We start from the raw sequence: 13,318 nt of genomic DNA, 5'->3' as shown, positions 1-13,318 counted from the left end.
CGGCCACCCACCAGGCTGGGGCCCAGCCTGCCGGCCCGTGGTGCCGGCCCGCCGAGCGGAGGGTTCAGACATGTTGCTGCGAGTTCGGGTCACCCTGCCGGACCGTCCGGGCACGCTCGGTCAGGTGGCGCGCACCATGGGCGTGTCCGGTGCGGACATCGTCCAGGTGGTCGTCCTGGAGCGGCTCGGCGGGCGGGCGGTGGACGACTTCACCGTGGTCTGGCCGGGCGCGGCGCGGGTCGAGCGGCTGCTCGCCGGGCTGGCGGCGATCCCCGGCGTCCGGGTGGACGGGGTGTGGCGGGCGATCGGCGCGCCCACCACGTCGGGGCAGGACGCCGAACTGCTGGCCCAGGTCGCGGCCAACCCGGTCGACGGCGTCGCCACGCTGGTCGACGCCGTGCCCGGGCTGCTCGCCGCCGACTGGGCGGTGGCCGCGGTGGTGCCCGTGGACTGGGCCTCCCGGACCGGCGCCGCCGGGGAGGCGACCGTCGGGTACGCGAGCTGGCGTGCCCCCGTACCGCCGCCGCTGCCGGAGGTGACCCCGCTGCGCGCCCGGGCGATCAGCGTCGCGGCCGGCCCGCACGTCGCGGTCGCGCCGTTCGGCCGGGCGGGCCTGGTGCTGGTGGCCGCCCGCGAGTGCGCCGGGACGCCGGCCGCGGCGGCTTTCCACGCCACGGAGGTGGACCGGCTGGCGCAGCTCGTGCGGGCCGCCGCGGTGATCCTCGGCGACCGGCTCGACCTGGTCGGGGCGCCCCCGGTGGCCGCGAACCCCTGAGCCGGGCCGGCCGGCGGCGGCCGGTGTGGCGCAGGTCGCCGTGCCGGGACCGGAGCCGTCACCCGGGAGCAACCGGCCCGCAACAGCGACCCGCGAGCCTCGTACGGGGGAAGGGAGCGAACCATGACGCTGTGGCGGATCCGGGCGACCGTGGACGACCGGCCGGGCTACCTGTCGGTGCTGACGGCGAGCCTGGCGTTGCGAGGGGTCAACATCCTCGCCGTGCAGGTGCACACCACCGAGCGGGGCGCCGTCGACGACTTCCTGGTCGACGCGCCCGACTCGCTCGACGAGGCCGGCCTCGTCGCCGCCGTGCACCGGGGGCGGGGCCGGGACTGCTGGGTGGCGCGCAGCGAGGCGCGCGGGCTCGCCGACCAGCCGACCCGGGCGCTCGGCCTGGCCACCCGGCTGGTGCGGGACCCGGACGCGACCGGCGAGGCGCTGCGCGCCCTGCTCGGCGCGGACGCGGTCGCCTGGCGGCCCGCGTCGACCGGCTCCGGCGGCGGGCTCGCCGAGACCACGATGCTGCTGGACGACCCGGCCGGCGGGTCGTTCGCGCTGCGCCGCGCCGTGCCGGGCTTCACCCCGGCCGAGTACGCCCGCGCCCAGGCCCTGGTCGAGCTGTCGGCGGCCGTCGCGCGCCGGGCCGCCGAGCAGGTCACCCTGGTGCTGCCCGACGGCGCCGAGGCGGCCGTACGACCCGCAACCGTCGACGACCTGCCCGGCGTCGTCGAGTTGCACGAGGGCTGCTCGGCGCGCAGCCGGCACCGCCGCTACCTGGGCGGTGCGGCGGCTCCCTCGCCGGCCCGGCTGCGCCGGCTGCTGGAGCCGGCCCGGGGCGTGACCCTGCTCGCCACGGCCGGCGACGCCGGCGCGACCGGGTCGGTGGTGGCGATGGCGAACCTGCTCGCCGAGGGCGACGAGGCCGAGGCGGCGCTGCTGGTGCGCGACGACTGGCAGCGGCGGGGCCTCGGCTCGGCCCTGCTGCGCCGGCTGGTCCGGCACGCCGAGCAGGCCGGTCACGCGGCCCTGGTGCTGCACGTCCACGCGGAGAACGCGCCGATGCTGCGCACCGTGCGGCGGCTCGACCGGCCGGCCGCGGCCGAGCGGGACGGCGCGCTGGTCAGCCTCACCGTCCCGCTCACCGCGGGCGTGCCCTCGGTCAACGGAAGGGGCCCCTGCTGACGCGGCGGGCGCGCGGAGGCGTCACGTCGCGGGTGCGCGCGTCCCCTGCACGCAGAACCGGTTGCCCTCCGGGTCGGCGAGCACCACGTACGGCGGTTCGGCCGGGTGCGGGTCGGTCGGGTAGTGCCGCCAGTCGACCGGGTGCGCGCCGAGCGCCACGAGCCGCGCCACCTCCTCGTGGAGGTCCCGGTCGCCGGCGTCGATGTCGAGGTGGATGCGGGGGAACTCCTCGGCCGGGCTCTCGCTGACGTCCATGGCGATGGCGGTGCCCGGCACGCCGGGCGGCGGCTCCAGCACGATCCAGTCGTCGCCGGCGTACCGGGGCGGGCGGCGGTGGTAGCCCAGCGCGGCCGACCAGAAGGCCGCCGCCCGCTGCGGATCGGACACTCCCAGGGAGAGTTGCGCGATGATCGACATCACTCGACGGTACGCGTCCGTGGTGTCGGCAGGGCCCCCTGCGACGTGCACAGGGGGCGCTGCCTCACGTCTCAGGTGGCGGGGTAGCTGCTGTAGTCGGGGAAGTTGCCGTAGAGCCGGCCGTCGCCGCCCTGGGTGACGGCCTGCACCAGCAGGTCGCCGCCGACGAAGGCGCCCTTCCAGGACGCGCCCCGGCCGCCGAACGGCTCGTCGCGGTCGCCCCGCGAGCGCGGCTTGTTGATGCCCACCTTGAACGCCTGGAGGTCGACCGCGAGCTTGCCGGCCAACTCCTCGTCGTCGCAGGCCAGCGAGGCGACCAGCGCGCCGTTCGAGGCGTTCATCGCGGCCAGCAGCTCGTCGGTGGTGTCCACCACGACGATGGTGTCGACGGGGCCGAACGGCTCGGCGTGCATCAGCCGGGACCGCCCGGGCGGGGCCAGCAGCACCGACGGGGCCACGTACGCGGAGGTGTCCTGCCCGTCGAGGAACGGCGCGCCGTGCAGCTTGCCGCGGTGCAGCGGCACGGCGCCGCCGCGTACCGCCTCGTCGACCTTGCGGCGCAGCTCGTCGGCCTTGGCGCCGCTGATCAGCGGGCCGAAGTCCAGCTCGGGCAGCGGGTTACCGGCGGTCCAGCCGTCGCCGACGGCGAGCGGGTGTCCGAACCGGACGGAGCGCACCACCGGCAGGTACATGTCGAGGAACTCGTCGACGAGGTCCCGCTGGACCACGAAGCGCGGGTACGCGGTGCAGCGCTGCTTGCCGTACTCGAAGCCCTTCTTCAGGTGCCCGGCGAGCAGGTCCCACTGGGAGAAGTGCCAGATGCCCCACGCGTTGAGGCCCTCCTGCTCGATGAAGTGCCGCTTGTCGGAGTCGAGCAGCGCGGCGGCGACCTTGCCGCCGTTGGAGCGCCCGCCGACGAACGCCACCGCGCCGATCTCCGGCGCCCGTACGAGCACCTCGGACAGCTCCTCGCCGCCGCCGGAGACCAGGGTGGCGGGCAGCCCGGCCCGGCGCATCAGCGCGTGCGCGACGGTGAGGCAGACCGCCCCGCCCTGCGACGGGGTCTTCGCGATGACCGCGTTGCCGGCGAGCAACTGCACCAGTTCGGCGTGCACGAGCACGCTCATCGGGTAGTTCCACGACGCGATGTTGCTGACCGGTCCCGGCAGCGGCTCCCGGCCGTCGGCGAGCATCCGGTCGATCTCGTCGACGTACCACCGGACGCCGTCGAGCGCCCGGTCCACGTCGGCGCAGGCCAGCCGCCACGGCTTGCCGATCTCCCAGACCAGCAGCAGGGCGAGCAGGTCGCGGTGGGCGGTGAGCGCGTCCAGGGCGTCGGTGACCCGGGCCTTGCGGTCGGCGAGCGGGGTGTCGGCCCAGACCCGGTGCGCGGCGGCGGCGTACGCGACCGCGGCGCGGGCGGATTCGGCGTCGAGGCGGGCCAGGCTGACCAGCACGGTGTTGTCCACCGGCGTGCGGACCGGGCTGGGCGAGCCCACGGCGTGCCAGTCGCCGCGTACGAGGTTGTGCAGCGTGGTGACGCCGTCGACCGGGGAGCCGAACGCCTCCGGTGCGGCGGCCACGGCGCGGGCGAGGGTGTCGGACCAGGCGGTGCCTTCGGCGAGTCGTAGAGCCATCGCGATCTCCTCAGGGTTGACCGGGGGAGCGGCGGCGTCGATGGCACCGCTGGTGAGGCGTACTGTCGCGCGCCGGGAAGCGGCGCGGCAACAGTACGTTCGTATGCCGGAACGCCGGCCCCGCGTCGCACCGGTCCCGCCGCGTCTTTTTGGACCCCTTCCGGCAGGTTGACCTGGGCATATGTCGACGTCACATCGACGTACTTAGATGATGTGATGAACGTCCGGTGGTCGCGGGAGGCCCGTCGGGCGTCCGGGTGGCGGGCCGTCCGGGGCGGAGACGAGGACCGGCCGCCGGACGAGGTGTCCGGCGGCCGGGTCGGCGCTGGGTGGGGTCAGCTCGTGAAGGTGATGTCGTCGCGACGACGGCGCAGCATCAGCAGCGCGCCGCCCCCGATGAGGGCGAGCCCGCCCAGCGCGATGCTGGTCGTCGCCACGCCCGTCAGCGGCAGGCCGCCCTCACCGCCGCCGCTGCCACCGGGGCTGGCCGTCGGCGAGTCGGTGGCCGGCGTCGACGGCGAGGCCGAGTCCGAGGGCGACTCCGACTCCGACGGCGGGGCGGACGCGCTCGGGGAGGCCGACTCCGACGGGGACTCCGACGGCTGCGGCGACTCCGAGGTGGTCGGCGACGGGCTCGGGCTCGGCGACTGCGACGGCGCGGTGCCCCCGCAGGTGTGGCTCAGGTTGAACTTGCCGGCGGTCCCGGTGATGACGGCGCTGCCGTCCAGCAGGGTCCAGCCGGCCGGGGTGAAGAGGTAGGCGTGGATCAGCCGGTCCTCGTTCTTCCCCGCCGGGTAGAGGGCGTCGGGGTAGGCATCGTCGGCGTCCGGCACGGTGACGGTGACCTCGCCCGTGCCGGTCCCGAAGGTCAGCGTGAGGCTCTCGAAGCCGCCCGAGGCCTTGCCGCCGGGCAGGACGAAGTGCCAGCCGTCGTGGTCCGCCGGCCGGTCCGCGAACCGCGGGTCGGCGCAGTCCCGCGTGGAGAAGCCGCCGGCCGTCTCGTCCCGGTGGTCCGGGTTGATCGCAATGGTGCTCGACGCCCAGGCCGGGGTGGCGAGGGCGAGGCAGGCGGTGGCGGCTGCGGTGGAAACGGCCGCGCGCACCACGCGCCGACGGTGTGCCATGAGGATTCCTCCGGAATTGATCGAGGGGACGGCCCATGATCGCACGATGAGTGACGGTCCTGGGGATCGGGCGATCGGCCTGAGCTGCCGATACGCGTCACCTCTCTTCTCGGCGGCAGGAGAATCCGTGACTCTCGGTGGGCGTGTCGCTGTAACGCTTTCGATCCCGCGAGCGCTCCGGCGACACCGGGTCGCCCTGTCCGGCGCGGCGACACTTCCCAAATCGTCCGCGCCCGCTTTACATTGTCGTCTATCCATGGGAGCGCTCCCGGCGACCGTGGTCGCACCGCGCCCGCCCTGCCCGTGCCACTCACCACCCTCGTCGCCACGGGGACCCGCACCGCCCGCAGCGCCGCGCCCGCCGGTGCCCGACGGGCCACACCACCGACAGGAGCACCTGATGCGCCATCCGAGCTCTCCACGCCCGCCGGGCGCCCCGCCCCGGTCGCGCCTCCTGCTGGCCGCCGGCACCGCCCTCGTCGCCGGCCTCGCCCTCGCCGTCACCGGCCCGGCGCCCGCGTCCGCCGTGGACGCCACGCGGACCGCCGCGACCGCCGGCACCGCCACGGCACGGACCACACCCGCCGCGGCCGGCGCGTTCAACTACGCCGAGGCGTTGCAAAAGTCGCTCTACTTCTACGAGGCGCAGCAGTCCGGCCCGCTGCCGGACTGGAACCGGGTCTCCTGGCGCGGCGACTCCGCGCTCACCGACGGCGCCGACGTCGGGCTCGACCTCACCGGCGGCTGGTACGACGCAGGCGACCACGTCAAGTTCGGCTTCCCGATGGCGTTCAGCGCCACCATGCTCGCCTGGGGCGCCGTCGAGTACCGCGCCGGCTACGTCGCCTCCGGCCAACTGCCCCACCTGCTCAACAACCTGCGCTTCGTCAACGACTACTTCGTCAAGGCGCACCCCGCGCCGAGCGTGCTCTACGGGCAGGTCGGCAAGGGCGACGACGACCACAAGTGGTGGGGCCCGGCCGAGGTGATGCCGATGGCGCGGCCCGCGTACAAGATCGACGCGAGCTGCGGCGGCGCGGACCTGGCGGGCGAGACGGCGGCGGCGATGGCCGCGTCGTCGATGGTCTTCCGGCCCGCCGACGCCGCCTACGCCGACCGGCTGCTCGGGCACGCGAAGCAGCTGCACACCTTCGCCGACACCGTGCGGAAGAACTACCACGAGTGCATCACCGACGCGACCAGCTTCTACCGCTCCTGGAGCGGCTGGCAGGACGAGCTGGTCTGGTCCGCCATCTGGCTGTACCGGGCCACCGGCGACCCCGCCTACCTGGCCAAGGCCGAGAGCGAGTACGACAGGCTCGGCACCGAGAACCAGAGCACCACCCGCTCCTACAAGTGGACCATCGCCTGGGACAACAAGCAGTTCGGGGCGTACGTGCTGCTGGCCAACCTGACCGGCAAGCAGAAGTACGTCGACGACGCCAACCGCTGGCTCGACTACTGGACCGTCGGCGTCAACGGGCAGCGGGTGCCGTACTCGCCCGGCGGGATGGCCGTGCTCGACTCGTGGGGGGCGCTGCGCTACGCCGCGAACACCGCCTTCGCCGCCCTCGTCTACAGCGACAAGACCACCGACGCCACCCGCAAGGCCCGCTACCACGACTTCGCGGTCCGGCAGATCGACTACGCGCTCGGCGACAACCCGCGCGCCTCCAGCTACGTCATCGGCTTCGGGGCCAACCCGCCGAAGAACCCGCACCACCGCACCGCGCACGGCTCCTGGTGGGACAGCCAGACCGTGCCCGTCGAGACGCGGCACACCCTCTACGGCGCGCTGGTCGGCGGCCCGTCGGCGGCCAACGACGCGTACACCGACAACCGGTCGGACTACGTGATGAACGAGGTCGCCACCGACTACAACGCCGGCTTCACCTCCGCGCTGGCCCGGCTCACCCGGGAGTACGGCGGCACTCCGCTCGCCGGCTTCCCCCGCGCCGAGACGCCCGACATCGACGAGCTGACCGTCGAGACCACGGTCATGCAGGCCGAGCCGCGCGCCACCGGCCTCAAGGCCATCGTCTACAACAAGTCGGCGTTCCCGGCCCGCGCCCTGACCGACGGGAAGTTCCGCTACTACTTCCGTCCCGACGGCACCGGCCCGGTCACGGTGACCCCCGGCTACACCCAGGGCTGCCCGTCGCCGTCCACGGCCCGCCAGCACAGCGGCGACGTCTGGTACGTCGAGGTGGACTGCACCGGGCACACCATCGCGCCCGCCGGGCAGTCGCAGCACCGGATGGAGGTGCAGTTCAAGATCGGCGTGCCCGAGGGCGGCACCTGGGACCCGACGAACGACCCGTCGTACCAGGCGACGGCGGGGCCGAACCGGAAGGTCACGCTCCACTCCGGCGCCACCCGCGTCTGGGGCGAGGAGCCCGGGCCGGCCATCCCGGACACCACCGCGCCGACCACCCCCGGCACCCCCGTCGCCTCGGCGGTCACCGCGACCGGGCTGACCCTCACCTGGCCCGCGTCCACCGATGCCGGCGGCAGCGGGCTGGCCGGCTACGAGGTCACCCAGGCGCAAGTGGGCAGCGACGCGCTCGTCCTGCTCAACTCGGCCACCAACACCCTGGCCGTGACCCGGCTGCTGCCCGAGCGCACGTACCGGTTCACGGTGCGGGCCCGCGACGGTGCCGGCAACCGCTCCGCCGCCTCGCCCGTGGCCGAGGTGACCACGCCCGTCGCGCCGGCCCCCGACACCGTCGCGCCGACCCGCCCCGGCACGCCGACCGCCTCGGCGGTCACCGCCACCGGGCTCACGCTGAGCTGGGCGGCGTCGACCGACGACGTCGGGGTCACCGGCTACCGGGTCTACCGGTCGGCCGCCGGTGGGGACACGCTTGTCGGCTCGCCCACCGGCACCACGCTGGCCGTGACCGGGCTGACCGCCGCGACCGCGTACCAGTTCTTCGTGGTGGCGGTGGACGCGGCCGGCAACGCCTCGGCGGCGTCCGCGCCGGTCGCCGTCACCACCGCCGACCCGCCCGCGTCCGGCGGCTGCTCCGTGACCTGGACGGCCAGCAGCTGGGACACCGGCTTCACCGCGAACGTCGCCCTCACCAACACCGGCACGACGACGATCGACGGCTGGACGCTCGCCTTCGCCTTCCCCAGCGCCGGCCAGAAGGTCGGCCAGGGCTGGTCGGCGACCTGGACCCAGACCGGCACCGCGGTCACCGCCACCAACATCTCCTACAACGGCCGGCTCGCGCCGGGGGCGTCGACGAGCGTCGGCTTCAACGGCACCCACACCGGCTCGAACCCGAAGCCCACGGCATTCACCCTCAACGGCACCCCCTGCACGGTCTCCTGACGCACGATCCGGTGGCGCGGACGTCACCGTCCGCGCCATCGGAGAACCTTGGACAGTTGCCGTTCCCGTGGAACGGCAACTGTCCGGCCAGTACGGCCCCGGGGACCCGCGGCGAGCACCGCCACCCACAACTGCTGGTCCCGAGTGAGCCGGCCGTTGCCCATCAGCACGACGCCCCGGCAGATCGAGCGCCACCGCCCGGAGCGCACGCGTCCGCGTACGGTGCCCTCGGTCAGCGACCGGGTCACCTGGGCGGTGGTGACGACGCCGGCCTGTTCGAACGCCAGCCAGTCGAGGGCGTCGGCCTCGTCGGCCGGAAGGTCGGGGCGCACCCGTACCACCCTCGCCGCCCGGCCGCGTCGCCCGCCCCGCGCGGAGATCCCGGCGGTCTCCGCCTCGCGCGGGCGGTAGCCACCCGGGAATCGGGGCATATCCTCCTCGTGACACTGCTGACGGTGGGACACGGGGCGGCGGACCGGGAACGGCTGGGCGAGCTGCTGACGGGTGCCGGGGTCGCGCTCGTCGTGGACGTGCGGCGGTTCCCGGCGAGCCGGACCAACCCCGACGTACGCCGGGAGGAGCTGGCCCGCTGGCTGCCGGCGGCCGGCGTGGACTACCGCTGGGAGCAGCACCTCGGCGGCCGGCGGCACACCCCTGCCGGCACCGAGGAGCCGGACGCCTGGTGGACCGTCGCCGCCTTCCGGGCGTACGCGGCGTACACCCGTACCGCCGACTTCCGGGCGGCGCTGGACGCGGTGCTGGCCGACGCGGCGACCCGGACCACGGCGGTGATGTGCAGCGAGAGCGTCTGGTGGCGCTGCCACCGGCGGCTGATCGCCGACGTCGCCGTGCTGGCCCACGGCGTGCCGGTGTCCCACCTGATGCCCGACGGCCGGCTCACCCCGCACCGCCCCGCCGAGGGCGCCCGCCGCTGCGGTGACCGCGACCTGATCTGGGACGCCTGAAAAACTCCCCGCCGGACCCACCCGCGCGGCCACCGCCGGGCGTGCTCCGTGTCGGGAGGTGGGTGTGGACCCTGAGGAGTCGTTCCGCGCGTACGTGTCCGGGCGGATCGCGGCCCTGTCCCGGGCGGCGTGGCTGCTGACCGGTGACCGGCACCAGGCCGAGGATCTCGTGCAGCTCACGCTGGTCCGGGTGGCCCGGCACTGGGAGCGGGTGAGCGCGGCCGGCGACCCCGAGCCGTACGTCCGGCGGGTCATGTACACCCAGCACGTCTCGCTCTGGCGGCGTCGCTGGCGGCAGGTGGACCTGCGCGCGGACCCGCCGGAGCAGGCGACGCCCGACGGGAGCGCCGGGGTCGCCCGCGCGATGGTGGTCCGTGCCGCACTCGCCCGGCTCGCCCCACGCCAACGGGCCGTGCTGGTGCTGCGCTTCTTCGAGGACCTCACCGAGGCGGAGACCGCTGACGCGCTCGGCTGCTCGGTCTCGACCGTCAAGAGCCAGACGCGGGACGCCCTGGCGCGGCTGCGGGCACACGCCCCCGAACTGGCCGACCTGGTCGGCGTGACCACACGGAGGGACCGATGAGCGACGAGTTGCGTACCGCGCTGCGTGAGCTGGGCGAGCGGATGCCGCCGGCCCGGCTGCCCGGTGACCCGTGGGCCGCCGGGCGGCGGCAGCGGCGGCGGGCCCGCTGGCGTACCGCCGGGGCGGTCCTGGTCGCGACGCTGGCCTGCGCGCTCGGCGTGCCGGCCGGGCTCGGGGCCCCGGGCCCGTGGGCGACGCCTGCGGCCGCCCCGGACGGCGTGCCGGAGCGGATCGGCCTGCCGTACATGTGGCAGGCCACCGTGGAGCAGGACCCGCCCGGGCCCGCCTCGCTGCTGTTCAGCGGCGGCGGCCTCGGCCTGCGCGGCATCGACGGCCTCGACCACGAGGGCAAGGTCGCGGTCCTCGGCCGCGACGGCCGGTACCGGATGCTGCTCTACGGCGGCCGGGAGAGTGTCGCGGGGGAGGAGGTACTGCTCTCCCCGGACGGCCGGTACGTCGCCGACAGCTTCACCGATGGCTGGGTGGGCGTCACCGACCTCACCGACGGCAGCCGCCGGGTCTTCACCGGCTGGGCCGGCAGCACCTGCTGCGGTACGCCGGTGGCCTGGGCGCCCGACGGCAGCGCGCTGCTCGTCCTGCACCATGCCGAGCGCACCGGCCAGGACGCCGGCTACGACGGCCCGTGGCCCAGCCGGCTGGTGCTGTTGGAGCTGGCCAGCGGCGCGACCAGGGACCTCGGGCCGGGCCTCGGCGACCGGTGGAGCGTGCGGACCGGCTCGCTGGCCGCCTTCTCCCCGGACGGTTCACGGATCGTGGCCAGCGCGGGCGACGAACTGGTCATGCTCGACCGCAACGGGGAGTCGTCCTGGTCCAGGCAGCTGGGGCCGGACCGCCGGCTCGCCGGGATCGGCGCGTTCACCCCCGACGGCTCGGCCGTCGCCGTGCTCCACCTGGACGGCTGCCTGAGCCGGTGCGACGCGGACCAGCGGGCCGCGCGCACCTGGCGGGTCGAGTACGTCGACGCCGCCACCGGACGCGACGGCGCCGGCCCCGCGCTCCCGCCGGTACGCGGGCAGGCACTGCGGGCGCTCGGCTGGCGTGGTGGGACCGACCTGGTGGCGGTGCGTTACGAACCGGAGCCGGGCACCAGCACTACCGACCTCCCGGAATGGAACGACACCGGCTACTGGGAGACCGGGCACGTCCGGCTGGTGGCCCTGCGCCCCGACGGTCACGTCGAGACGCTGCTCGACCCGCCCGGCCCGGTGTGGGCGATGGACGTGGCGCGGGACCTGCTGGTGGCCGGCCGCTTCGGCGCCCCGGCGACCGACCCTCGTCCGTTCCCGGCCCGGCCGGTCATCCTGTTCGTGGCGGTGCCGCCGGCCCTGCTGGTCGCCGCCGTGCTGGGGTCGGTGCTGCTCTGGCGGCGGCGCCGGCGGTGGCTGCGGACGATGCGCCCCGCCCCGCCGGGCCGCTGACGACGCGCTGCGCCCGGTGCGTCGCCGGGGTGTCAGTCGGCCAGTTCGTCGGCGAGCAGGTCCATCAGCAGCCCGTCGTGCCAGCGCCCGTCCTCGCCGCGCTCGTAGCGGCGCAGCACCCCGACGGGGCGGAAGCCGACCTTCGCGTACGCCCGCACGGCCGCCGTGTTCGCCGCCGCCGGGTCGATGGTGAACCGGTGGTGGCCGTGCTCGTCGATCAGGTGCCGGACCAGGGTGCGGATCGCGTCACCGCCCAGCCCCGCGCCGCGTACCGCCGGGTCGAGGAAGACGTCCATGCTGGCGTGCCGGTAGTCGGGGTCGTCCTCGGCGTACCACTGGATCGCGCCGACCACCCGGCCGTCGTGCTCGATCGCGTACACCGACAGGGCCTCGTCGTCGAGGTCGGCCCGGACGGCGGCGGCGAGGTCGTCGCCGCCGCGCCACCAGCGCCGGACCTCTGGGTCGGCCCGGATCGCGGCGAGCGCCGGCACGTCCCCGGCCGTCACCGGCCGCAGGGTCACCGCCCGGCCGCGCAGCATCGCCCTCAGCCCCGCATCTCGCCGTGCTCGACGCAGACCGACGCCCAGCCGACCGGCAGCACCTGCACCTTCATCCGGCGGCGGCAGTGCGGGCAGAAGCGCGGCGGCTCCAGCACCCGGGCCGCCGCGCACCCGTCGTGCGACCCGGCCGCCACGGCCTCGCCGCAGCGGTCGCACCAGGCGGCCGACGCCCCGCCGGCCGCCGTCGCCGCGTCACTCGTCGTCACCGGGGCGCTCACAGCGTCGCGGAGAGCGCCTTGACGGGCATCTTCAGGTCGTCGAGCATCTTCAGGTCGTCGGTCGCCGGCCGGCCCAGGGTGGTCAGGTAGTTGCCGACGATGACCGCGTTGATGCCGCCGAGCAGGCCGTCGCGGGTGCCCAGGTCACCGAGGGTGATCTCCCGGCCGCCCGCGTACCGCAGGATGGTGCGCGGCATGGCCAGCCGGAAGGCGGCGATGGCGCGCAGCGCGTCCTTGCCCTCCACGACCGGCCGGTCGCCCAGCGGGGTGCCGGGGCGGGGGTTGAGGAAGTTCAGCGGGACCTCGTGCGGGTCCAGCTCGGCGAGCTGCGCGGCGAACTCGGCCCGCTGCTCCACCGTCTCGCCGAGGCCGAGGATGCCGCCGCAGCAGACCTCCATGCCGGACTCGCGGACCATCCGCAGGGTCTCCCAGCGCTCCTCCCAGGAGTGGGTGGTGACCACGTTGGGGAAGTAGGAGCGGCAGGTCTCCAGGTTGTGGTTGTAGCGGTGCACGCCCATGTCGACCAGCTCGTCGACCTGCTCCTTGTTGAGCATGCCCAGCGACGCGGCCACCTGGATGTCGACCTCGGCCTTGATCGCGGCGACGCCCTCGCGCATCTGCTTCATCAGCCGGGCGTCCGGGCCGCGCACGGCCGCCACGATGCAGAACTCCGTCGCCCCGGTCGCCGCGGTCTGCTTCGCCGCCTCGACCAGCGAGGGGATGTCCAGCCAGACCGACCGGACCGGGGAGGTGAACAGGCCCGACTGCGAGCAGAAGTGGCAGTCCTCCGGGCACCCGCCGGTCTTCAGCGAGACGATGCCCTCGACCTCCACCTCCGGCCCGCACCAGCGCATCCGCACCTCGTGGGCGAGCTGGAGGGCGGCGGGCAACTGCTCGTCGGGCAGGTTCAGCACGGCGAGGACGCCGGCCTCGTCGAGACCGACGCCGTTCTCCAGCACCTGGGTTCGGGCCTGGTCGAGGATCTCTGGCATGGCTCGTACCCTACAAGGCCAGCTGGCCGGGATGAACGGCCCGCGTGTCGGCACCCGGGGAGGCGGGGTGGACACGCCGGGCGCTG

At 75.1% G+C, this 13,318-nt stretch carries 13 protein-coding genes; 6 read left to right on the top strand and 7 right to left on the bottom strand.

The window, feature by feature from the left end:
* The first annotated feature begins 70 nt into the window (after nt 1-70).
* Both GA0070610_RS19280 and GA0070610_RS19275 read left to right on the top strand, forming a co-directional pair.
* Nucleotides 71-775: an ACT domain-containing protein gene (locus GA0070610_RS19280; protein WP_089001326.1), complete on the top strand. Its 705-nt coding sequence runs from the start codon at nt 71-73 to the stop codon at nt 773-775.
* 123 nt (nt 776-898) lie between these two features.
* The gene (locus GA0070610_RS19275; RefSeq protein ID WP_089001325.1) at nt 899-1,960 is read left to right on the top strand and encodes a GNAT family N-acetyltransferase; all 1,062 of its coding nucleotides are present in this window, start codon (nt 899-901) and stop codon (nt 1,958-1,960) included.
* A 21-nt stretch (nt 1,961-1,981) separates the two neighbouring features.
* On the opposite strand, the gene GA0070610_RS19270 is transcribed toward GA0070610_RS19275, so the two are convergent.
* From GA0070610_RS19270 to GA0070610_RS19260, 3 genes are all read right to left on the bottom strand, one after another.
* Nucleotides 1,982-2,377: a VOC family protein gene (locus GA0070610_RS19270; protein ID WP_089001324.1), complete on the bottom strand. Its 396-nt coding sequence runs from the start codon at nt 2,375-2,377 to the stop codon at nt 1,982-1,984.
* Between the two features lie 71 nt (nt 2,378-2,448).
* Nucleotides 2,449-4,014 (bottom strand): aldehyde dehydrogenase family protein, encoded by a 1,566-nt coding sequence (locus tag GA0070610_RS19265; RefSeq protein ID WP_089001323.1) that lies wholly within the window; start codon nt 4,012-4,014, stop codon nt 2,449-2,451.
* A gap of 335 nt (nt 4,015-4,349) precedes the next feature.
* Nucleotides 4,350-5,138 carry an LPXTG cell wall anchor domain-containing protein gene (locus GA0070610_RS19260; RefSeq protein ID WP_089001322.1) on the bottom strand — a complete coding sequence of 263 codons (789 nt, stop codon included), beginning with the start codon at nt 5,136-5,138 and terminating at the stop codon, nt 4,350-4,352.
* 400 nt (nt 5,139-5,538) lie between these two features.
* On the opposite strand from GA0070610_RS19260, the gene GA0070610_RS19255 reads away from it, so the two are divergent.
* Nucleotides 5,539-8,475 carry a glycoside hydrolase family 9 protein gene (locus GA0070610_RS19255; RefSeq protein ID WP_089001321.1) on the top strand — a complete coding sequence of 979 codons (2,937 nt, stop codon included), beginning with the start codon at nt 5,539-5,541 and terminating at the stop codon, nt 8,473-8,475.
* Between the two features lie 23 nt (nt 8,476-8,498).
* Here the strand turns inward: GA0070610_RS19255 and GA0070610_RS31215 are convergent, their stop codons facing one another.
* Entirely contained in the window at nt 8,499-8,906 is a 408-nt protein-coding gene (locus tag GA0070610_RS31215) for a hypothetical protein (RefSeq protein WP_197697920.1), read from the bottom strand.
* 9 nt (nt 8,907-8,915) lie between these two features.
* On the opposite strand from GA0070610_RS31215, the gene GA0070610_RS19245 reads away from it, so the two are divergent.
* The 3 genes from GA0070610_RS19245 (at nt 8,916) to GA0070610_RS19235 (ending at nt 11,462) form a co-directional block, all read left to right on the top strand.
* Complete coding sequence (locus GA0070610_RS19245; RefSeq protein WP_089001320.1) at nt 8,916-9,440, top strand: DUF488 domain-containing protein; 525 nt, start codon at nt 8,916-8,918, stop codon at nt 9,438-9,440.
* 64 nt (nt 9,441-9,504) lie between these two features.
* On the top strand, nt 9,505-10,023 hold the full coding sequence (locus tag GA0070610_RS19240) for a SigE family RNA polymerase sigma factor (protein WP_089001319.1): 519 nt from the start codon (nt 9,505-9,507) through the stop codon (nt 10,021-10,023).
* Nucleotides 10,020-11,462, top strand: coding sequence for a WD40 repeat domain-containing protein (locus GA0070610_RS19235; protein ID WP_089001318.1), 1,443 nt, complete (start codon nt 10,020-10,022; stop codon nt 11,460-11,462). The genes GA0070610_RS19240 and GA0070610_RS19235 overlap by 4 nt, the downstream gene beginning before the upstream one ends.
* A 32-nt stretch (nt 11,463-11,494) precedes the next feature.
* On the opposite strand, the gene GA0070610_RS19230 is transcribed toward GA0070610_RS19235, so the two are convergent.
* The 3 genes from GA0070610_RS19230 to bioB are packed head-to-tail and all read right to left on the bottom strand — an operon-like array spanning nt 11,495 to nt 13,232.
* A complete protein-coding gene (locus tag GA0070610_RS19230) occupies nt 11,495-12,001 on the bottom strand; it encodes a GNAT family N-acetyltransferase (protein ID WP_089001317.1) in 507 nt (168 codons plus the stop codon).
* A gap of 5 nt (nt 12,002-12,006) precedes the next feature.
* The gene (gene bsaP, locus GA0070610_RS19225; protein WP_089003613.1) at nt 12,007-12,228 is read right to left on the bottom strand and encodes a biotin synthase auxiliary protein BsaP; all 222 of its coding nucleotides are present in this window, start codon (nt 12,226-12,228) and stop codon (nt 12,007-12,009) included.
* Between the two features lie 8 nt (nt 12,229-12,236).
* Nucleotides 12,237-13,232, bottom strand: coding sequence for a biotin synthase BioB (bioB, locus tag GA0070610_RS19220; RefSeq protein ID WP_089001316.1), 996 nt, complete (start codon nt 13,230-13,232; stop codon nt 12,237-12,239).
* Nucleotides 13,233-13,318 lie beyond the last annotated feature (86 nt).

The organism is Micromonospora echinofusca, from assembly GCF_900091445.1.
In the GTDB taxonomy this organism is placed as follows: domain Bacteria; phylum Actinomycetota; class Actinomycetes; order Mycobacteriales; family Micromonosporaceae; genus Micromonospora; species Micromonospora echinofusca.
This window is presented reverse-complemented; position numbering and strand designations above follow the sequence as displayed.